This is a genomic window from Exiguobacterium sp. E17S (assembly GCF_057772545.1).
In genome coordinates this window covers 1-21,834 of record NZ_JBYLRU010000005.1, presented here as the reverse complement: position 1 = coordinate 21,834, position 21,834 = coordinate 1, and the positions used below count along the sequence as shown (strand labels likewise).

Sequence of the window (21,834 nt, the reverse complement as noted above, 5' to 3'; positions counted from 1 at the left end):
ACGAAGGTGACTAACTTATCGAGGAGGGACCCCCCATATGAAAGTACTAGTCGTAGGTGCATCCGGTACGATTGGAGCGCGCGTCGTCAAATCGCTTGCCAAGGGTCATCAGGTCACGGTCATCGTTCGTCATGAACATCTGGTGGAACGATTCGAAAAACTCGGTGTCAAGGCGCATTACGTCGATATCGAAACAGAACTCGAAAAAGTCATTGAGCACGGAGTCGCAGGGCAGGATGCAGTCATTTGTGCGGCGACCGCAGGAGTAGACGGCGAAGCAACTGAAATCGAACTGCTGGATCGAACAGTCGCTTTGAAAACAATTGATGCAGCTAAAAAAGCGCGAGTACGTCATTTCGTGCTACTGAGCGCTTATGGTGCAGATCGACCTGAGCAATTCAAGAAAGATGTCTATCCGTTCTATGCTGCTAAGAATGCAGCAGAGGAACAGATTGAACATAGTGGTTTGACGTATACGATCATTTGTCCAGTTTCTATCACAACAGGTGAAGGGCGTGGCTTGATTGAAGCCGATGAAGATTTGAAGGACACGAAGGACGCGACGATTTCGGAAACGGATGTCGCATCGATCCTCGTTGCTTCTGTCGATAATCGATCGGTATTCAATCGACGTCTAGAAGTCAAGGAAGGAAAGACATCCTTGAATGAGGCCTTAGGGGGAGCGGAAGCTGTAGGTAGCGTTAAAGATAACCGTCAAGTCAAAAAACAATTACCACGTTTTAACTAACCGTGTGTCTCGTTAAAACGCGAATTCTCTAAAATAAAGCGAACTCATTTCCGCGTATAAGACGGAAGAGTTCGCTTTTTTGTTGATAAAAGTAGATAGTCGAAAAGAGGAAGTCTGCTACACTGAACAAAGAAGGAGGGGGTTAGATGTGAAAAAACCGTTGATCTATCTGATCCTAGCGATTGCTATTATCGGTATTGCCTATCAAAGTTATCAAACATATGATGCAAAACAAAAAAAAGTGGAGCAACAACAAAAACAAGCATCACAAGGTGGTCTCGAAGTCGGGATGAAAGCACCGAATCTATCTTTGCGTCAAGAAGGAAAAACTGTCGATCTAGACGAAATCAATCATGATGTCTTTGTCATTAATTTTTGGGCAACGTGGTGTCCACCGTGTAAACAAGAGATTCCAGAACTAAATGCCTTTGCACGACATACAGATATACCCGTCTACGGAATCAATGTCACGACATCAGAACGACGTGTTTCGGATGTTGCTGATTTTCTGAAGCAGACACCTGTTGAATATCCTGTGTTATATGATCGAAAGGGAACGTCAGAAGATGCGTATCGTCTCGTAGCAATGCCAGCAACTTATGTATTAGACCGGAAAGGAACGATTCTTTCGAAACACATCGGTCCTGTAACGGAACAGATGTTAAAAGAGATGGTGAAACGGACAGGAGGATGACAATGGAACTCCTATGCCGCAACTGCTCCTTTCAACAAACATTCCAACTCGGTCAACTAGAGGGTTGGCCGACATTTCCTGCTGTCTTGACGCAAGGGGTCGAAGCGTTCATGACGGGTCTCCCGCTTTGGTTCGTTCCGTCGATGCATGAACCGATTTTACAGCGGGCGTATGTAGACGACTGGAATCGATTTCGATTAATTCAGCACTATCAGCTCCATCAGGAGGAATTAGCGGATGGTTGGGTACCGTATCAATTGGATTTATACCACTGTCCGACTTGTCACCGATTTTCGAATCGATTTTGGTGTGCCCTGTTTTTGCAACTAGATGTCGTTCAACCACTTTACGAATGCCCACATGATCAGACGGAACTGGAACGAATCGAAATATCCGATATTGATCACTTTCCTTGTCCATCGTGTGATGGTCACTCCCTATATGTGCGTAGATAAAGCGAAAAAGCCATTCATTTCATGAAAGACTGATGAGAGAAATTCCTTCTCCATAGTCAATGCATGATACGGAATGGCTTTTTATCGATCATCAACCCATTTGCCGAAACGAAAATGTTTGAAAGGAAGAGGGTGATGAATTACTGACATCTAACGTATAGGTTGTACCGTCAAAAATAATCGTATCGCCTAACCTTGCTTCAGGTGGTAAATAACGTCGTGGAATGAAACTTGAACCATTTTCCCATAGTAGGACAGCATACTTGCCGTCAAGTCGCTCCAGCGTACCACGTTTGATCATATTAACTCCTCCCACAATTACATCGAAGTCATCCCTCGGTCGATCAGGAACGTACTCTCTCTCTATCATTCTCTGTAATTTTTAATCTTATGTTTGGTATATTCCCAGTTCATTTCATCTTTACACATGATTCTTTAAAAAAACGTGATTCCAAGCCGTTTTCGTCTTAAATCTGACGTATTTAACAGGAAATAAAGGAGATATTGGAAAGAAAAAAAGACCCGATAGGACATATCGGATCTTTAAAATGAAATAGGCTCAAGAAGCGAGAGATTGTTTTGTTTCGATTTTCGTTGGACGAAGAAATGCGAGTAAAAACGTAAACAATGGTGAAAGGAGTAAAAAGAATGCGAACGGAACGTATGCTGTTACTGGGACACCGAGTGTCGAAGCAAAGAACGCCCCAGAAACACCCCACGGAATAAGCGGATTGACGAGTGTTCCTCCATCCTCGAGTGAACGAGAGAGGAAGCGCGGATCAATCTGACGCTCTTCAAAGATTTTCTTGAATGCTTGACCCGGAAGCAAGATGGACAAGTATTGTTCTCCAGCCATCAAGTTTACACCGATAGACGATAAGGCGACGGATGAAATGATGCTACCATCACGTTTTAGTTTAGAAACGGTCCGTTCAATGACCACGTCAATGACACCGATGCCACGTAAGACACCACCGAACGCAAGGGCGAGCATGACGAGCGACACCGACCACATCATCGATTGCAATCCACCTTTACTAATGATGGATGTGACCGTCTCACTAGAAGATTCTAGTTTTAATCCGTTCTGAATGACGGCCATCCAGTTCGAGATATTCCAGTTTCCTTGTACAAGACCTGTTAACAACAATCCACTTAAAACGCCAGCAACAAGTGTTGGAACGACCGGCATCTTACGTAATGCTAATACCATGACGAGCAACGGTGAAAGCAATGTCCAAGGTGACAAGTCGAACAAACGAGCTAACTCTTGTTGTGTCGTTTGAACAGCAGACGAATCGACATTTCCACTACTACGTCCGAAAATGAAGAATAAGATAAATGTGATCGTGATAGCGGGAATCGTCGTTCCCATCATGAAACGAATATGATCGAACACAGACACATTGACGATTCCGGGCGCGAAATTCGTCGTATCTGATAAAGGTGACATCTTATCTCCGAAACAAGCTCCACTGATGATGGCACCTGCTGCAAGCGCAGGATTGACGCCCAGTGCGATCGCGATTCCCATCAAGGCAACACCGACCGTACCAATCGTTGTAAACGAACTGCCTGTAAAGGTCGAGACGACCATCGCGATCAGAAGAGCGCTCGGTGCGAACCAAGTCGCTGAAAGGGTAGATAACCCAAAATGAAGAAGGGTCGGCACTGCGCCACTCATCATCCAGACCGCGATCGTCATACCGACGAGCAACATGATCAGGATCGGTTTGATCGCTTCACGAATACCTTGAATCATATGGTGTTCGACGTCCTCGAACTTAAAACCGCGGTAAACGGCATATCCTGAGACGAAAATAAGACTAGACAAGATGGCAAGATGCGGTTCGGCTTTAGCACCGAATAACGCGGACAATAAGATGATGATACTGATTCCTAGGATAGCTGCGGATTCACGGAATGACATGCGCATGCTTCCACCTCCTTATATGAATATGAAAGTATGATAACGCTCTGTTACTAACACGCTTTTATGCACAAAAGCATTGAACAAACGTAATACTAACGAATATTATGGAGGACGTCAACCATAAGAGTGTCGATGAAAAATATAAAAAATCGAAGTTGTGACGATTTTTTGTCGTAAACGCTTTCTTTTTTAGCTCAAATCTTGCACAATAAGAAGTATCAAATGACATTTTTGTGAACGATGAGGAGGATACATATGTTTACATTGATTTTTGTAGTAGTCGTCGCGATCATGGGTGCAGGCGTATTTGGGATTGATCATGTCGTAGCGCAACGTGCGGAAAAGCGTTAAGTAGATGCGTGTAAAAGAAGCGTTGAAGGGACTGTCTTATAGAAGACAATCGCTTCAACGCTTCTTTTTTTGCATAAAAACTAATAAAAATTCAATTGACAGTATAAATATACATATGTTTAAATCGGTATAACATTCTTTGAAGGGGAGCGTACAGATATGAAATGTACCATCATCGGAGCAACAGGATACACCGGGATTGAACTGATTCGCCTACTAGAATCACATCCTTCATTTGAGATCATCTGTTTGATGAGTGACTCGATGGCGGGGGAATCCATGCATGACGTATTCCCATTTATGAATAAAAAAACATATTCCTCGTTATCTTCCTTTTCGGTGGAGCATTTGATGGAAACCGAGACGGACATGGTGTTCTTAGCGACACCGAGTGGGATTTCGAAGCATTACTTAGAACAACTTCAAAACTGGTCCGGTTACGTCATTGATTTAAGTGGCGATTTGAGACTTCCAGCTGAAGCATATGCAACGTGGTATGACAAGGAACCCATTGATGCCCAGTTACAACAAAGAGCAACTTATGGATTACCAGAATGGAATCGTCAAGCTGTTACAGCGAGCAAATGGATTGCGAATCCAGGCTGTTACGCGACAGCAGTTTTGCTTGGGCTAACACCATTCTTAAAAGAGAAAAAAATCGATCCATCTCAAATCATCATTCAAGCTTCTTCTGGTCTGACGGGAGCAGGGAAAACGTTGACGGCACAAACGCATCATGTCCATTCAAGCGAAAACGTTCGCTTGTATAAAGTGAATCAGCATCAGCACATCCCGGAAATTGAGCAGGCGCTTTTCGAATGGACCGGATCATCGCATCCGATTACGTTCTCGACTCAACTACTACCGATTAATCGAGGCATCATGGCGATTATGACGGTTCAGCCGTTGATTGATTTATCGGAAACGGAGTGGCGATCCTGGTTGACGGACCAGTATGCAACGGAACCATTCGTCCGAATCCAACAGGCTGATCCGGAAATCAAATCCGTCGTCGGGAGTAATCACTGTGATTTGACCGTTTATAAGGATGATCGGACAGGGCGAATGACCATCGTTTCAGTCATCGATAACATGCAAAAAGGAGCTGCCGGACAAGCCGTTCAAAATGCCAACATTCTAGCTGGTTTTGATGAGACATCCGGTTTAACGCAACAGCCGATCTACATTTAATCAAGAGAAAAAAGAGGAGGAACGCCTGTGTGGCAAGTACAAGTAGAGACCCCATTGACAATCACGACACCGAAGGGATTTCAAGCATCGGGAATTCATGTGGGTCTGAAACGAAAGCGGAAGGATTTAGGTCTGATCTGGTGTGAAGCAGGAGCAAGCGCTGCAGCTGTCTATACGACGAATCAGGTGCAAGCAGCACCAATCACTGTGACGAAACAAGCGATTCAGGCGTCACAAGGACGTATTCATGCCGTCCTCGTCAACAGCGGGAACGCGAATGCGTGTACAGGGGAACTAGGGTTATCCCATGCGTATATGTCGCAACAAGCGATGGCGAAAAGTTTAAATGTTGCTCCAGAACAAGTCGCGATTGCTTCAACAGGGATAATCGGTCAACCGTTAGCCATTGATACGTTACTGGCAGGTATTTCACAGCTGATGCCTACAAATGACAAGGATGCCGCGGATGATTTTGCTCATGCGATCCTGACGACCGATACTGGTACGAAAACAGCTGGTCAACAATACATGCAAGGGGATGTCCAAATTTCAGTCTGTGGCGTGGCGAAAGGATCAGGGATGATTCATCCGAACATGGCAACGATGCTTGGTTTCTTGACGACCGATGCAACGATTGAACCGGATGTCTTACAGACACTGTTGCGTCGGACGATTCATCGGACGTTCAACTGCATTACCGTAGATGGAGACAGTTCGACGAATGACATGGTCATGATTTTAGCGAGCGGAGCTGCAGGAGGAGCAACGATCGTTGAAGGCACGGACGAAGCATTGGCATTCGAACAGGCGATCGAAACGGTCTGTCAAGATTTAGCGAAACAGATTGCGCGGGACGGGGAAGGCGCGACGAAGTTGATTGAGGTGACGGTAGAGGGAACACAAACCGATGAAGTAGCACGAATGGTCGCCAAACAAGTCGTCGGATCGTCTCTCGTCAAAACAGCCATCTTTGGGGAAGATGCGAACTGGGGGCGAATCATCGCTGCTGTCGGAAGTATCAAGGAGCCACTCGATGTATCAAACGTTGACATCAAAATTGGTTCGCAGTGGGTGCTGCAACAGAGCATGCCTGTCTTATTCGATGAAACGATTGCATCACAGGAACTGGCACAGCAGGATGTACAGATTCACATTGATTTGCATGATGGAGTAGGACAAGGACACGCTTACGGCTGTGACCTGACGTACGATTACGTCAAAATCAATGCGAGTTACCGGACATGACGAAACGAAAAGTCATCAAACTAGGTGGTAGTGTGTGGGAGCAACTGGATGCGCAGTATTTCGAGGAATGGAAAGCGTGGGTCGAAACCGGTAACGAATTATTGATCGTCCATGGAGGTGGTCCTCTTCTATCGAGTTACTGTGAACAAGAGGGAATCAAACCCGTGTTTCGAAACGGTGTCCGTGTAACGACGGATGGGGTCTTACTCGGGGCGCGACGGATCTTAGCAGGGGAAGTCCAATCCGGGATCGTCCAGCAGTTGAATCAAGCGGGGATTCCTGCCGTCGGGATGAGCGGGTTAGACGGCGCAAGCGTCCATGGTAAAACGATCAAAGGACTCGGAGCAGTCGGTCAGATCACGCACATTCATCCACGATTATTCACGGTGTTGAGTACGAATGGTTATGTTCCTGTCGTCACATCCCTTGTCACAGGGGAACAAGGTGTATTGAACAGTAACGGGGACGCGTGTGCGATTGCTGTCGCGAAGGCTTGGTCTGTCGACCGATTTGAATTGTTGACGGATGTCGAGGGTGTAAAAGTAAACGGTGACTATCAATCAGAAATCACGTCTGCAGCCATCGAAGCTGCGATAGCGTCGGGAGAAATCTACGGGGGAATGATTCCGAAGGTCGAAGCGATGATGCAGGCCACTCAGCATGGTATTCCAGAGGTCGTCATTCGGTCTGGGAAAAATGCGTTAGCTGCAGGGACACGAATCAAGGAGGAATTACATGAGTGCACTACTACCCACTTATCAACGTACTGATGTGGAATTGGTCAAAGGAAAAGGGTCGATCGTAGAAGATGCGACAGGAAAGACGTATCTGGATTTCATCATGGGAATCGCTGTATGCAATACAGGACACCGTCATCCTTATATTCAGCAACGGCTAGAGGAACAGTTGAATCAAATTTGGCATACGTCGAATCTGTTTCAAATCGCGGCACAAGAGCGGGTCGCCGAGCGACTGACGGAAAACAGTCATCTCAGTCATGCCTTCTTTTGTAACAGTGGTGCGGAAGCAAACGAGGCGGCGTACAAACTCGTTCGAAAATGGACAGGGAAAACGGAAGTCGTCACGTTTAAACAATCTTTCCACGGGCGAACGTTTGCGATGATGGGCGCAACAGGACAGGAGAAAATCAAAGCGGGATACGGTGAGATGGTGAATGGCTTCAAACATCTGCCGTTTAACGAGATGGAGAGCCTATCAGCGATTACGGAGCAAACTGCTGCCGTATGGCTCGAAATCATTCAAGGAGAAGGTGGGGTCGTCGTCGCTGATGATGCGTGGCTTGAAGCGTTGATGAAGAAGGCGCAACAATACGATGTCAAAATCATCGTCGATGAAGTGCAGACCGGCATTGGTCGGACGGGTTCTCGTTTTGCGTTTGAGCAGACGCCACTCGTACCGGATATCATCACCCTCGCGAAAGGGCTTGGGAGTGGACTCGCGGTCGGCGCACTACTCGCGACGGCAGAGGCAGCGGAAGTATTCACACCTGGATCGCATGGTTCGACCTTTGGTGGAAATCCACTCGCGATGACAGCTGCGGAAGCCACACTTGACCTTTTGTTAAATGACACTGTCATGGCAGACGTTCAAGGAAAAGGCGAATATTTACGTCAACAACTAGAAAATAAATTACCCAAGTCGATCGTGAGTTCTATTCGTGGACGTGGCTTGATGATTGGTATCGAGTGTGTGATGCCTGTTGCACCGCTGATTGACGCCTTACGTGAGAATGGTCTTCTCGTCGTATCGGCTGGTCCTCATGTCATTCGCTTATTGCCATCATTGTTCGTAACGGAACAGGAACTCATGGACGCCATCGAAAAAATACAACTCGTTTGTCAACAGGAGGTCATCGTATGAAACAATCCGGAAAACTAACGCTTGCGAACGGAACGACGTTTACCGGTTCGTGGCAAGGAACAGCTCCAGTCAAAGGAGAGGTCGTCTTTTTTACAGGAATGACAGGATATCAGGAAGTCTTGACGGATCCATCTTATCAAGGACAAATTCTTGTCTTCACATACCCGTTGATCGGTCAATACGGTATTCAAGCGGAAGCGTCAGAAAGCAACCAGATTCAAGTCGCTGGTGTCATCGTTCAAACTTTGGCTGAGGACGGGGAAGGAACATCACTCGCGAGCTGGTTGAGCGAAGCGAATGTGCCGATTTTGTCGGGAGTCGATACGCGTTCTCTTGTGCATCTATTACGAACGGAGGGCGACCAATTCGGTGACATGGTGCAAGTAGATATGACTGTCACTGCGTCAATCGACACAGCATACATCGCTTCCGTATCGACGACTTCAAACGTCGAATACGTACCGGAAGTCGAACAGGGGCACATCGTCTGTATCGATTACGGCGTGAAACAATCGATGATTGATGCTTTGCTTGAACGCCATATGCGTGTAACGGTCGTGCCATATGATGCGACACCGGAACGGATTCAAGCGCTGGCGCCAGATGGTCTACTGTTTTCCAACGGACCTGGTGATCCGACGCAACTAGACCCGTTCCTTTCAGGAATCCATGAACTGGCGACGAGCTATCCGACACTTGGTATTTGTATGGGACATCAGGTTCTCGCTCATGCGTTTGGTTGTACCTTATTAAAACAACATCATGGACACCGAGGAGCGAACCATCCCGTACGTCATCTAGCATCCGGGCAAGTGTTCATGACGTCTCAGAATCATGGCTATGCTGTTGATGTTAAAAGCATTGAAGCGTCTGAGATGGAACTTGCGTACGAACACATCAATGATGGGTCCGTTGAAGGATTGATTCATCCGGCTCTGCCAATCATGACAGTCCAGTTTCACCCAGAAGCGAGTCCAGGACCGACAGAGGCGATGGTCGTCTTCGATCAATTCGTAAATACCGTATTACATCAGGAGGTAGCATATGTGGGATAAAAAGAAAGTACTCGTCATCGGTTCGGGTCCGATCGTCATCGGGCAAGCAGCAGAATTTGATTATTCCGGCACACAAGCCTGTCAGGCGCTTCGAGAAGCGGGATGCGAGGTCATCTTAATGAATTCGAATCCGGCTACTATCATGACGGATCCGAGCACGGCAGATCATGTCTACATTGAGGCGATGACCCTTGAAAAAGCAACGGCAATCATCGAACAAGATCGACCATCCCATCTCCTAGCGACGGTCGGCGGTCAAACGGCACTCAATCTTGCGATGTCACTCGAAGAAGCAGGCGTACTTGAACAATACGGTGTCGAACTTCTAGGAACTTCGCTTGAGACGATCCGAGACGGAGAAGATCGTGAACGATTCAAGCAAAAGATGATCGAACTCGCGCAACCGCTCCCGGAAAGTCAAACGATCGAGTCGTTAGCAGAGCTTGAGGAATTCATGGCAGTACACGGGGTACCACTCGTCATCCGACCAGCCTTTACGCTCGGTGGAACGGGCGGCGGAATCGCAGTGACGAAGGACGAGGCACGTCTGTTAGCGCAGAACGGCTTACAAGCGAGTCCAATTTCACAGTGTTTAGTTGAAGTGAGTATCGCTGGCTATAAAGAAGTCGAATACGAAGTCATGCGTGACAGCGCAGATACGACGATCATCGTTTGTAACATGGAAAACATCGATCCTGTCGGTGTCCATACCGGGGACTCGGTCGTCTTTGCACCGATTCAGTCGATTTCGGATCGAATGAATCAACAATTGCGGACGGAAGCGCGTAAAATCGTATCGCATCTCGGTGTCATCGGTGGATGCAACATACAATTCGCGATCCATCCGACGGAAGAACGTTATTTCGTCATTGAAGTCAATCCGCGTGTCAGTCGTTCTTCGGCACTTGCTTCCAAGGCGACGGGATATCCGATCGCAAAATTAGCGACACGTCTTGCGCTCGGTGAGCGACTCGACGATTGCATCAATCCTGTCACGAAAGAGACGATGGCGAGTTTTGAACCGACGATGGATTATATCACGGCAAAAGTGCCTTGTTTCCCATTTGATCTATTTACCGGCAGTAACCGGACGCTTGGAACACAAATGAAGGCGACGGGTGAGAGCATGGCGATGGGGAAGACGCTAGAAGAAGCGTTACAAAAGGCGTGGCGCGGTGCGGGAGTTGAGCAATCACCTCTTTATCCGACATGGATGAAAACAGCGGAGGCTGACGTATTGTGGAAAGAAATAAAGGCTCCGACGGACCGTCGCTTGCTTGCGATGCTCGCACTACTCGATCGCAAGGAGACGACCGTCGAAGAACTCGTTGAACAGACGAAAGTACAAGCTTTATTCGTCAAAGTACTTCAACGTCTTGTTGATCAGCAACAAAAAATCGATGTATCGAATGAAAGTTCTCTAAAGCAAACCAAAATGATGGGCTTTACGGATGAACAGATTGCGCTTCTGACGGGTGTCAGTGCTGTAGAGATCGAGCACTTACGTAAAGAAAAAGGCATCCTCCCTGTCTATCATATGATTGATACGTGTGCGGGAGAGTTCAAGAGTGCGACTCCTTATTTCTACGGAAACTGGAGTGGTCAAACAGAAGTCACAGCATCGACGAAAAAGAAAGTCGCTGTCATCGGTGCGGGACCAATTCGGATCGGTCAAGGAATCGAATTTGATTATTGTTCCGTTCACGCGGTACGTGCATTACAAGCATCCGGTTACGAAACAATCATGATCAACAATAACCCGGAGACCGTCTCGACCGACTTCGAAGTCGCAGATCGCCTGTATGTCGAGCCGTTGACACTTGAAGACGTCATGCATGTGCTAGAAGCAGAGGATTGCGAAGACGTCTTAGTCCAGTTCGGAGGACAAACGGGGATTGCGCTTGCGTCTGGTTTGGAGAACGCCGGTTATCATCTTCTCGGAACGACGGCAGATGTCATCGATCAAATGGAAGACCGTGAGCGGTTCTATCAATTTTTAGATGACATTGGTATCGATCGTATTCCAGGACAAGAAGTGGCGACGCACGAACAAATGATAGAAGTCGCAACAACGATCGGTTACCCGGTCATGATTCGTCCTTCCTATGTCATCGGAGGTAAGGGAATGCATATCATCCACGATCAAGAGCAATTAGAGACGATTGTTTCCGAATTATCATTCCCTGTCCTCGTGGATGCCTACCTCCAAGGAAAGGAAATCGAAGTCGACTGTATTACGGACGGCACAACGACGTACGTTCCGATTTTGATGGAGCAATTGGAACGGGCAGGAGTTCACTCTGGAGATTCGACGATGATTCTGCCACCTGTATCGCTCAGCGATACCGTTCAGAGCGAAATCGAGCGAATTGCACAGATGATCGGGCAACGAATGGATTATAAAGGAGCGTACAATATCCAATTCGTCTTGCATGACGATCAAGTCTACGTGCTAGAAATCAATCCACGTGCCTCCCGCACGTTACCGATCGTCGCCAAAGTAACAGGTCAACAGATCTTGCAGTGGGCAGTCCAAGCAGCGGTCGGTCAAGCGGTCGCACTACCAACGGAACAGACGAAACTTGATTTCCATGCCGTCAAGACCCCTGTTTTTTCAACGTTGAAACTACAAGGTGTTGATCCGAAAACAGGTCCCGTCATGCGTTCGACAGGTGAAACGCTGCAATGGACGACAGACGGACTGGCGCTGGAACGTTTCATTTTCGATGAGACGACAAAACGACATTTGACGACGAGAGACATCATCGTTGCTGGAGCAGATACAGAGGCTTTCGGAACGGGTGTAGCATTAGATGAAACGATTGACTGGGCACAATGTGCGATTTTCTATTCGCACGTGACAGAAGAAAAAGCGAGTCGCGAAGCAGCGCTTGCTGCCGGGGTACAAGTTCTGACAGAACCTGAACTAGCACATTATCATCTACAAGCGACAGAAAAGTCCCCCTATGCTGTGAAGCCACTTCATACATGGACAGAGCCAATCAAGGAGGAAGTAAAATGAAGACGATGCAACAACTAAAGCATTTCTTGACGATGGCGGAACTGACGCCGGAAGCACTGACGGAGCTGTTGGCACTCGCGAAAGACATCAAGCATCAGCCGAGTGTCTACCAAAACGCATTAAGCCATAAAAAAGTGGCCTTATTGTTTGAAAAGGCATCGACGCGAACACGTCTATCGTTTGAGGTGGGTGTCGTCGAACTCGGTGGACATCCGATCGTGCTAAGTGGAGCAGACATGCAAATCGGGCGGGGGGAGTCGCTCTCGGATACGATTCAAGTCATGAGCCGTTACGTCGATGCCCTGATGATTCGGACGTTCGGTCATGAGATCGTCGACACACTTGCGGCACATGGTACGATTCCAATCATCAATGGATTGACGGATCTACACCATCCGTGCCAAGTCCTTGCTGACTTGCTGACAATCGAAGAGACATTTGGAACACGATCCGGAAAAATTTTGACATATATCGGGGACGGAAATAACATGGCGCATTCGCTGATGATTGGTGGAGCGCTCAGTGGAATGGAAGTTCGCATCTGTGCGCCGGAGGCGTATGCTCCTGATCCACAAATCGTTCATGAGGCACAAGTCATTGCGAAGGAAACGGGTGGAAACATCATGTCATGACGGATCCTGAGGAAGCAGCGAGTGGTGCAGACGTCGTGTATACGGATGTCTTCGCGAGTATGGGCCAAGAAGAAGAAGCGACGATGCGTCTGCAAGCATTTGAAGGATATCAGGTTAATGCCAATATTATGAATCAAGCAAATGATGAAGCTATTTTCTTGCATTGCCTTCCGGCGCATCGCGGGGAGGAAGTCACGGAGGACGTCATCGATGGCAAGCAATCGGTCATCTTCGATCAAGCTGAGAATCGCCTCCACGCACAAAAAGCGTTGCTCGTCACATTACTTGGATAACCATAAAAGACTCGGTCGCCAATTTGGCGACCGAGTCTTTTGGTTGAGCGAAGTTAATCATAATGGCGTCGGGCTAATCGTTCTTCTTGTTCTTTTTTGACTTGTCGCTTATTTTTTTCATGCAGACGTTTCATAAAAGGGGTCGTTTGCCAAGACGGAGCCCAGTCGGATTCTTTTCCGGCACGGAGGGCAAGAATATAATCATAGCTCTGATGAAGTCGTTCGATCATCTCTGTTCGGACATCACAAATGTGACCGTGTCCGGGAATCAAGAGTTTGACTTCATATTCATAAATGAACGACTCGAGTAACTCGAGCGTCGTCAAATACTCAGAGGAATCGTGTTCGATCAAGGGGATTTCAACGTCTGAAGCATAGTCGCCGCAGACTAACAAGTGAAGTGGCATGACGATGAAGGAAAGGTGAGTCGCTTCATGACCGGGCGTCAAAAAGAAGATTAACTTCGTTTGTCCGATCGTCAATATCGTCTCAGACTCATGGATGACATGTGTCACGTCTGGGAAAAGGACGGGAGAATCGATATAGAACTCATCATTAAAATCTTGGACGGCTTTTAGCGCTTCTTGTCGGTCGACATCGATGAACGGTTTCGAAGCGATGACGATGGCATCCGTAAAGGCATAGGCACCTAAAATATGATCGAAATGGGCATGCGTATAGACGACGTATAATGGTCGTTCGCGACGCACGATTTCGACGTCTCGACGAATCGTTGCAATCTCATCGGGAAGCCAGCCAGGGTCGACGACGATCAGACAATCAGGCGTCTCGATTAATGTCGAAGTCGTTTTCATGAGTGTACTTTGATAAATCGTCACGCCGGGCATTTTCATCTGAATCATACGAATCCTCCTTTACGAATCTCTATCTATATCGTTGTATACCCATAAATTCGTTGGAATCATCAGCAGAATCAATAAAAAAGACGACTCGCACGTCGCGAGTCGCCTGCCCTCTAGAGGGAAATGGTCCTAGACCTATGTTATGTCATAATTGGAGCGGGTGAAGAGAATCGAACTCTCGTCATCAGCTTGGAAGGCTGAGGTTTTACCATTAAACTACACCCGCGTATCGGCTACATGAAATATAGTAGCATAGCAAAGAGAGCATTTCCATAACTTTTATGAAAAAAAGCAATTTCTTTTAAGATTCGGTGTACAATAATACTAGTTAATCGTTTCCAATGGTAATCTTGATTTGCAATATGGGTAAAGTTGGGTAGAGGAGAGAGTGTCTGGTGAATGAAGTGCGAGTTTGGAGCGAACAATCGATGGGAAAAGGATGGGAAGCGATTTGTCACCACCAATTCGATCGTCATCGCTTATTGATAGGAGAGTGGTTCCATAACGTAGGTGTACTTGCTTTTTCCATCAATCAAGATGCGGATTTGCTACCGGATGTCCTTCCAAACACATTCGATCTGCCGCTCGTCTCGGAACGTGTGCAACGCGTCATTGCAGCATACGCGCCTTTTTCTGTACAATGTCTCAAGGTACATCTTGAGACGAAGGACGGAGTGGTTCCGTACTATCTTCTCAATCTCTTATCTGTCAGTCGGATCGAACATCTACATACGACGGATGTATTCCGTCTGGTCCCGAGACGACGTGTCTATTTTTTGACAGAGCGACGAATCAGCGATTCGATTTGTCCGCATCATCTTATGCGAGATGAACGCACGCATCGCATGTTCGTATCTGCTCAACTCGCTCGCCAATTCGAGCGTATGGCTGTGACGGGTATCCGCTTTGAAGAGATACAACGAATGGAGGAATTCAAATGAAACAGTACACAGTCGATCATTGGATCACGCTAGAATATCCAAAGGTATTCGAATATCAAGAAGAAGAGACATATGTTAGTTTTTATTCGACGGATGAAAATGCAATGGGAACGCTCCAATTATCCATTTATGAGTCCGATTCAGAAGAATTGACACCGTATGAGGCGGCGGAACAAGAAATCAACCTGTTGGTGGAAGAGTTCGGCATCGAACTAACAGGAGCACTTGAAGTCCGTCGTAATTCAACAAAAGAAGCATTGCTTGCGGTAGATGGGAAAGAAGAAGACATCTTCTTACGGATCTACGCGTATTCCGACGGGGAACGGTTAGTCTTATTGACGTACTCTGCAGAACGCGAGACGCTTGAAATCGAGGAAATCGAAGCAATGATTTCTTCACTGACTTGGATTCAATGAAGGATACGATAGAAGTGCAAAAGGCAGCGGATCGCAAGGATCCGCTGCCTTTTTTTATATTGATCGGTGTGGCTTAAGAAGAACGGGAAGATGACTGTTTAGCTGCAGGGTTGACTTGCTTATTCAACCAGCTCGCGATATCGGCAAAAACGCGGATGCGTTCAAACTCATGGAAGAGCTCATGACGTAACCCTCGATAAATCGTCAGCTGTACAGCATCGACACGAACACGATTATACATGTCAAATAGATGATGGATACCTTTTCCATCGAACGCGACCGCGTCATCCCCACCAGCAAGCAATAAGAGGGGTAAGTGACGTGGATGCTGATAGACGGAAGCAAGTGCGTTGACGAGCTTCGTTGCATGCAAGAGTTCGTGGAAGAACCCAAGCGTGACCGTTTGACCGGACAATGGATCTGCATCATAGCGCATGACGGATTGAGGATCCGAAGAGAGCCAAGCATTTTTAGAAAGTGCTGGGAAGAAGCGTAAGTTATACCGCCCGAACACGAGTTGTCCGAACCGCTCAGCAGGGTGTGTTGCTGACAGCTGATGGATTTGACGTTCGACGAGTTTTTGGCTGACATCACCGAGTAAGCCTGTGCTAGTCGGAGGGCCACTCGCGATGATTCCAGCTACTGTATGACCGAGTGTTTGACCAATTCGGCGAGCGATCAACGAACCAAAACTATGACCAAAAATGAACACCGGCAATGTCGGATAACGCTCTTTGATGTCAGAGACGAGTTCTTCTGCGTCCTGCATCAATTGTTTAAACCCTTGATTCGGCTCGAGGTGTCCGAGCGTTCCGAGCTGTGCTGCTCGAGTTCCGAAACAGCGTAAGTCTGCGATGATCGTGTGGTAATGATGAGCATAGAGGAATTCTGCGAATTCCTCATACCGTGCGCCATGCTCCATCATCCCGTGAAAGACGATCACGACTCCTTTAGGGTCATGGGCTTCGAGGCTATGCAATGTCGTAGTATAGCCGTCAGAGGCTATCCAATGTGAATGATCAATCGTCATGTAACTCATCCTCTCATCAAGAAAGTCCGAATACCTGTCCGTCTTCCGAAACGCCCATGTGGAAGGCGGCGGGAACTGCGGGTAATCCTGGCATCGTTAATACATTCCCAGTCAATGCAACGATGAACCCTGCACCAACCGATGGTCGGATTTCGCGGACCGTGATCGTGAAGTCTTCGACACGACCATAACGAGCAGGGTCATCGGTTAAAGAAAATGGTGTTTTTGCCATACAAATCGGTAACTCATTCAACCCCATCTCCGTACACCGTTCGAGTTCGCGGAGTGCTTTGTCTTCAAAATGAACGTCGGCTGCACCGTAGACACGCTTTGCGATACGCTCGATCTTTTGACGAAGCGGTAAGACGTCAGGATACAGAGGGCGGAACTGGCTCGGTTCCTCAAGAGCTTGCATGACTTCCGTGACGAGTGCTTCACCGCCAGCTCCCCCTTTACTGAAGACTTCACTTTCCGCGACACGAATATTACGATCCTGACACCATTCTAGGATCATGTTCCGTTCTGCTTCCGTGTCGGTGAAGAAACGGTTCAAGGCAACAACGGCAGGAACGCCGAATAGACTCATCGTCTCGACGTGTTTTTCAAGTAACGCAAGACCATCTGTTAAGGCAGCGAGATTTTCTTCGCTGAGTTGCGTTTTGTCTACACCTCCGTGCATCTTCAAGGCACGAACCGTAGCGACGATAACGACGGCATCCGGGTGGAGTCCGCCAATCCGTGATTTGATGTTGAAGAACTTTTCGGCACCTAAATCGGCTCCGAATCCTGCTTCTGTGACAACGTAATCACTTAGCTTCAGTGCAGTTTGCGTTGCAATCAAAGAGTTACAACCATGTGCGATGTTCGCGAACGGTCCACCGTGAATCAGTGCTGGTGTTCCTTCGACGGTTTGAACGAGGTTCGGACGAAACGCATCTTTTAGAAGCAACGTCGCAGCTCCTGACGCCTGAATATCTTTGACCGTAACCGGCTGTTGATCGTACGTATAGGCGACGACGATGCGGCTCAAGCGTCGTTCGAGATCCGTGATAGAGTCTGCTAGACAGAGGACCGCCATGATCTCGGAAGCGACCGTGATATCGAACCCATCTTGACGCGGTACGCCATGAGCAGGACCACCGAGACCAATCGTGACTTGGCGCAAGGCACGGTCATTCAAATCAAGAACGCGTTTCCAGACGATACGACGCGGATCGATGCCAAGGATATTACCTTGATGCAGGTGATTGTCGAGCAAGGCACTGATTGTATTATGAGCAGATGTGATCGCATGCATATCGCCTGTGAAATGCAGATTGATCTCTTCCATCGGTAGGACTTGGCTATAGCCACCACCACACGCGCCACCTTTTAGACCCATCGTCGGACCGAGTGAGGGTTCGCGCAAACAGATCATCGTCTTATGTTTCGCTCGATGTAACGCCTGCCCGAGTCCGACGGTAACGGTCGATTTCCCTTCACCGGCAGCCGTTGGATTGATGGCAGTGACAAGAATCAGTTTACCGTCAGATTTCGTTGCCAATCGGTTCAACAGTCCGTCTGTCAACTTCGCTTTATACTTTCCGTACGTATCATAATCCTCTTCTTGCAAACCGATCCGGTCCGCAATTTCTCGAATCGGGCGTAAGACGGTTTGTTGTGCGATTTCTAAGTCCGAACGAATGGTCTTTTCCATGGTATCGACTCCCTCTTTGATTGGATCTCTCTTTTTTCTAATAGTAGCCTATCTGATGCGAACGCGCCAAAGGAAAACGTTCAATATTTTCCACCCAATGGGTCAAATGGTGACGTGTTCAAGTGTTAGAGAAAGACGTACTGTAGAGTGGAGGAGGGATGAAACAATGACATCTGGACAAAAGAAGTGGAAACGTGGTCTTGATTTTTGGCTCTTCGTCGGACCGGTCTTTCTTGTATTCGCAGTGATCGTGCTTGTACCGTTTTTCAATGGCGTCATGTATTCGTTCACGGATTGGAACGGTGTGACCGGAGAATTAAATTGGATCGGCTTTGATAACTATGTCCGTCTCTTTACGAGTGACGAGCAGTTCCAGCAGTCATTTTGGTTGACGACGAAATATACGGTCGTCGCCGTCATCTTAACGAATGTCGTCGGTTTCATCTTGGCGTTCTTATTGACACAAAATATTCGCACGCGTAATTTCTTACGAACGATTTTCTTCATGCCGAACTTGATTGGTGGGTTGATCCTCGGGTTCGTTTGGCAGTTCATCTATGTCAAAGGCTTCGCATCGATCGGTGAATTGACAGGATGGAGTATATTTGAACTTCCATGGTTAGGAGATGCCCAGACAGGATTCTGGGGTATCGTCATCGTTTCGATTTGGCAAGGTGGCGGTTACATCATGGTCATCTATATCGCGGCTCTACAAAACGTGCCACAAGAGCTGATCGAAGCAGCAAAAATCGATGGTGCCAATCGTCTCTCGACGTTACGGAACATTACGTTGCCGCTGATCATGCCGTCGGTCACGATTTGTCTGTTCTTGACGATTTCGTGGTCCTTCAAGTTATTCGATACGAACTTATCCCTAACGAATGGTGGACCATTCAAATCGACCGAAATGCTTGCTTTAAACATTTATAAAGAATCGTTTACGAACAATAATCTTGGACTCGGGTCAGCGAAGGCAATCATCTTCTTCGTTGTCGTTGCGGCGATTACAGTCACTCAAGTCTATCTGACGAAAAAACGGGAGGTGGAAGCATGAGTACGGCACAACCGTTACCCACTCCGCAAGAGGAGAAACCGAAGCGCTCTAAAAAGACGAGAGGTCGTTATTCATTCCGTCTTGGAACAGTCGAACTGGCAGCCTTATTGATGGGGCTTCTGTATATGATTCCGTTTTATTACGTCGTCTCGAATTCATTCAAGACGCAGGGAGATATCTTTACGAATACATCGGGTCTACCAAAGGAATGGATGACGTCCAACTATTCAGAAGCATGGGAAGCCATGAACTTCGGAAAAGTCTTTTTAAACTCCGTCATCATTACAGTCGGCGCTAACGCGGTCATCATCATCTTTTGTTCGATGGCGGCCTGGAAACTCGTCCGGACGAAAACACGCTTGTCGACGATCATCTTTTTCTTATTCGTTGCGGCGATGATCATTCCATTCCAATCGATCATGATTCCCTTATCGAAACTGTCTGGTGATCTCGGATTGCAGAACAGTTATTGGGGATTGATTCTGATGTATCTTGGCTTCGGGTCAGGATTATCGATTTTCTTATACCATGGATTCATGAAGTCGATTCCAGAAGAAATCGAGGAGGCGGCCATCATTGATGGTTGTTCACAATGGGGTGTGTTCTGGCGCATCGTGTTCCCATTACTCAAGCCCATCACGGTGACGATCATCATCTTGAACACGCTTTGGATTTGGAACGATTTCCTACTGCCATCGCTGATGTTACGAGACGTCGATTTACGAACGATTCCACTCGCGACGTTCTATTTCTTCGGTCAGTATACGAAGCAGTGGGACTTAGCACTTGCCGGACTCGTCCTCGGGATCATTCCGTTATTGTTGTTCTTCTTTGCCTTGCAAAAACAGATCATTCAAGGAATTACGAGTGGATCGATCAAATAATTTTTGTAAGCGCGTTCTCGCTTCTGCGAGAACGCTTTTTTCATGATTCACACGTCAGATTAATCTGACAACTTTTATTTTTTTTGAAAAAAAGTCTTTTCAAACACTTGCGACCTGTTGTACGATGTTCTCAATTCAATTGTAACAACGACGTTGAAGGGAAGAGTAACACCTTGTACGACCGTATAGCGAGCTGGGGATGGTGAGAGCCCAGTCGGAAGCAAGATGCGAAGAACCTCCCGGAGTCGCTACCCGAACCCGAATGTCAGTAGGCGTAGCCGGAGTTGCCTGTCCGTTATCATATGGCCGAAGATGAAGTGATTCGTCTTTTGAGTGAGCAACATCGTTGCTAACATGGGTGGTACCGCGGAACCGAGTCTTTCGTCCCATATTCTTGGGAAAGAAGGGCTCTTTTTTATGGCTTCTTTTTCAAAACACAATTGAGGAGGAACACCACCATGACAACACTCGTATCGATGAAACACACACAGGAAGCTATCACACTCGTAAAGAAACGCTTTGAAGAACGCTTTTCGACGACACTCGGATTGACACGTGTCGAAGCACCATTGTTCGTAGAAAGCACACTCGGTGTCAACGATCATCTCAACGGCGTAGAGCGCATCATTCGCTTCGATGCCTTGGACCACACAGCAGACCTTGAAATCGTACAATCTCTTGCAAAATGGAAGCGTCAAGCGCTTCATACGTATGGATTTGAAGCAGGAGAAGGCTTATACACGTTGATGCATGCGATTCGTCGCGATGAGATGCTGGATGCGACACACTCCATTCACGTCGATCAGTGGGATTGGGAACGGATCATTACGAAAGAACAACGGACGAGTGCTTATTTACAAGAAACGGTACAAGCGATCTATGCAACGATTCGTCAAGTTGAGCAAGAAGTGGAAGCGGAATACGGCATTTCAGCGATCTTACCGGAAACGATTCATTTCATGACGACGCAAGAGCTAGAGGATGCGTATCCGACACTTTCGACGAAAGAACGTGAAACAGAAGTCACGAAAGCATATGGCGCAGTTTTCCTCATGCAAATCGGTGGCGCACTGGCTTCAGGTGAGAAGCACGATGGTCGAGCGGCTGACTACGATGACTGGACACTCAACGGTGACATTTTAGTACACCACCCAGAAATCGGAGCATTCGAATTGTCTTCAATGGGAATTCGCGTTGATCGTGAAGCACTTTTAAAACAGACAGCGATTGCTCAAGAAGAGGATAAATTGGCGTTCCCGTTCCATCAAGGTGTGCTCGAAGAGCGTCTACCGTTAACGATGGGTGGAGGAATCGGTCAATCCCGTATGGCGATGTTCTTATTGAAAAAACGTCACATCGGTGAAGTCCAAGCTTCTGTCTGGTCAGAAGAGACGCGTAAAAGTCTCCAAGCGGAAGGCATCCGACTTGCTCGGACTATATATATATATAT

At 47.3% G+C, this 21,834-nt stretch carries 19 protein-coding genes, 1 tRNA gene, 1 pseudogene and 1 other annotated feature; of the genes and pseudogenes, 15 read left to right on the top strand and 6 right to left on the bottom strand.

The features are described 5' to 3' along the window. Positions 1-37 precede the first annotated feature (37 nt). The 3 genes from AC3B4V_RS13715 to AC3B4V_RS13705 all read left to right on the top strand — a co-directional run bounded on the left by AC3B4V_RS13715 (position 38) and on the right by AC3B4V_RS13705 (position 1,897). Complete coding sequence (locus AC3B4V_RS13715) at positions 38-748, top strand: NAD(P)H-binding protein (protein WP_058703648.1); 711 nt, start codon at positions 38-40, stop codon at positions 746-748. Positions 749-896: 148 nt separating this feature from the next. Then, on the top strand, positions 897-1,442 hold the full coding sequence (locus AC3B4V_RS13710) for a TlpA family protein disulfide reductase (protein ID WP_064300827.1): 546 nt from the start codon (positions 897-899) through the stop codon (positions 1,440-1,442). Continuing rightward, complete coding sequence (locus AC3B4V_RS13705) at positions 1,439-1,897, top strand: hypothetical protein (RefSeq protein ID WP_214858915.1); 459 nt, start codon at positions 1,439-1,441, stop codon at positions 1,895-1,897. Before AC3B4V_RS13710 ends, AC3B4V_RS13705 begins: the two co-directional genes overlap by 4 nt. 91 nt (positions 1,898-1,988) lie before the next feature. Here AC3B4V_RS13705 and AC3B4V_RS13700 read toward each other — a convergent pair whose 3' ends face one another. Together AC3B4V_RS13700 and nhaC are read right to left on the bottom strand one after the other, a co-directional pair. Then, positions 1,989-2,198: a DUF3006 domain-containing protein gene (locus tag AC3B4V_RS13700; RefSeq protein ID WP_023467214.1), complete on the bottom strand. Its 210-nt coding sequence runs from the start codon at positions 2,196-2,198 to the stop codon at positions 1,989-1,991. A gap of 258 nt (positions 2,199-2,456) precedes the next feature. Further along, positions 2,457-3,833 (bottom strand): Na+/H+ antiporter NhaC, encoded by a 1,377-nt coding sequence (gene nhaC / locus AC3B4V_RS13695; RefSeq protein ID WP_064300825.1) that lies wholly within the window; start codon positions 3,831-3,833, stop codon positions 2,457-2,459. Between the two features lie 507 nt (positions 3,834-4,340). Here nhaC and argC point away from each other — a divergent pair. The 7 genes and pseudogenes from argC to argF all read left to right on the top strand — a co-directional run bounded on the left by argC (position 4,341) and on the right by argF (position 13,500). Next, complete coding sequence (argC, locus tag AC3B4V_RS13690) at positions 4,341-5,372, top strand: N-acetyl-gamma-glutamyl-phosphate reductase (protein WP_064300824.1); 1,032 nt, start codon at positions 4,341-4,343, stop codon at positions 5,370-5,372. A 27-nt stretch (positions 5,373-5,399) separates the two neighbouring features. Then, the gene (gene argJ, locus AC3B4V_RS13685) at positions 5,400-6,617 is read left to right on the top strand and encodes a bifunctional glutamate N-acetyltransferase/amino-acid acetyltransferase ArgJ (RefSeq protein ID WP_488378719.1); all 1,218 of its coding nucleotides are present in this window, start codon (positions 5,400-5,402) and stop codon (positions 6,615-6,617) included. Next, on the top strand, positions 6,614-7,387 hold the full coding sequence (argB, locus tag AC3B4V_RS13680) for an acetylglutamate kinase (protein WP_406748782.1): 774 nt from the start codon (positions 6,614-6,616) through the stop codon (positions 7,385-7,387). The genes argJ and argB overlap by 4 nt, the downstream gene beginning before the upstream one ends. After that, positions 7,353-8,498: an acetylornithine transaminase gene (argD, locus tag AC3B4V_RS13675; protein WP_488378718.1), complete on the top strand. Its 1,146-nt coding sequence runs from the start codon at positions 7,353-7,355 to the stop codon at positions 8,496-8,498. The genes argB and argD overlap by 35 nt, the downstream gene beginning before the upstream one ends. Continuing rightward, entirely contained in the window at positions 8,495-9,553 is a 1,059-nt protein-coding gene (locus AC3B4V_RS13670; protein WP_488378717.1) for a carbamoyl phosphate synthase small subunit, read from the top strand. Before argD ends, AC3B4V_RS13670 begins: the two co-directional genes overlap by 4 nt. Next, positions 9,543-12,575 carry a carbamoyl-phosphate synthase (glutamine-hydrolyzing) large subunit gene (gene carB, locus AC3B4V_RS13665; protein ID WP_488378716.1) on the top strand — a complete coding sequence of 1,011 codons (3,033 nt, stop codon included), beginning with the start codon at positions 9,543-9,545 and terminating at the stop codon, positions 12,573-12,575. Before AC3B4V_RS13670 ends, carB begins: the two co-directional genes overlap by 11 nt. Continuing rightward, a pseudogene (gene argF, locus AC3B4V_RS13660) lies at positions 12,572-13,500 on the top strand (ornithine carbamoyltransferase). The gene carB and the pseudogene argF overlap by 4 nt, the downstream one beginning before the upstream one ends. A gap of 53 nt (positions 13,501-13,553) precedes the next feature. On the opposite strand, the gene AC3B4V_RS13655 reads toward argF, so the two are convergent. Both AC3B4V_RS13655 and AC3B4V_RS13650 read right to left on the bottom strand, forming a co-directional pair. Then, positions 13,554-14,363 carry an MBL fold metallo-hydrolase gene (locus AC3B4V_RS13655; protein WP_058265756.1) on the bottom strand — a complete coding sequence of 270 codons (810 nt, stop codon included), beginning with the start codon at positions 14,361-14,363 and terminating at the stop codon, positions 13,554-13,556. A gap of 152 nt (positions 14,364-14,515) precedes the next feature. Then, positions 14,516-14,589: transfer RNA gene (locus tag AC3B4V_RS13650), tRNA-Gly, on the bottom strand. Between the two features lie 169 nt (positions 14,590-14,758). Between AC3B4V_RS13650 and AC3B4V_RS13645 the strand changes: the two genes are divergently transcribed. Further along, positions 14,759-15,304: an imm11 family protein gene (locus tag AC3B4V_RS13645; protein WP_231681776.1), complete on the top strand. Its 546-nt coding sequence runs from the start codon at positions 14,759-14,761 to the stop codon at positions 15,302-15,304. Then, positions 15,301-15,720, top strand: a complete 420-nt coding sequence (locus tag AC3B4V_RS13640) for a hypothetical protein (RefSeq protein ID WP_023467229.1) — start codon at positions 15,301-15,303, stop codon at positions 15,718-15,720. The genes AC3B4V_RS13645 and AC3B4V_RS13640 overlap by 4 nt, the downstream gene beginning before the upstream one ends. Positions 15,721-15,793: 73 nt before the next feature. Here the strand turns inward: AC3B4V_RS13640 and AC3B4V_RS13635 are convergent, their stop codons facing one another. Next, on the bottom strand, positions 15,794-16,750 hold the full coding sequence (locus AC3B4V_RS13635) for an alpha/beta fold hydrolase (protein ID WP_082202576.1): 957 nt from the start codon (positions 16,748-16,750) through the stop codon (positions 15,794-15,796). A gap of 16 nt (positions 16,751-16,766) precedes the next feature. After that, the gene (locus AC3B4V_RS13630) at positions 16,767-18,446 is read right to left on the bottom strand and encodes a formate--tetrahydrofolate ligase (protein ID WP_488378715.1); all 1,680 of its coding nucleotides are present in this window, start codon (positions 18,444-18,446) and stop codon (positions 16,767-16,769) included. 166 nt (positions 18,447-18,612) lie between these two features. Between AC3B4V_RS13630 and AC3B4V_RS13625 the strand changes: the two genes are divergently transcribed. The 3 genes from AC3B4V_RS13625 to asnA form a co-directional block, all read left to right on the top strand. Then, positions 18,613-19,500 carry a carbohydrate ABC transporter permease gene (locus AC3B4V_RS13625; RefSeq protein WP_488378714.1) on the top strand — a complete coding sequence of 296 codons (888 nt, stop codon included), beginning with the start codon at positions 18,613-18,615 and terminating at the stop codon, positions 19,498-19,500. Next, positions 19,497-20,384 (top strand): carbohydrate ABC transporter permease, encoded by an 888-nt coding sequence (locus AC3B4V_RS13620; RefSeq protein WP_058703664.1) that lies wholly within the window; start codon positions 19,497-19,499, stop codon positions 20,382-20,384. The genes AC3B4V_RS13625 and AC3B4V_RS13620 overlap by 4 nt, the downstream gene beginning before the upstream one ends. 144 nt (positions 20,385-20,528) lie before the next feature. Beyond that, positions 20,529-20,776 (top strand) — a binding site (T-box leader). Positions 20,777-20,842: 66 nt separating this feature from the next. Beyond that, positions 20,843-21,834 (top strand): aspartate--ammonia ligase (asnA, locus tag AC3B4V_RS13615; protein WP_488378713.1); only part of this gene is annotated, 992 nt, incomplete at its 3' end.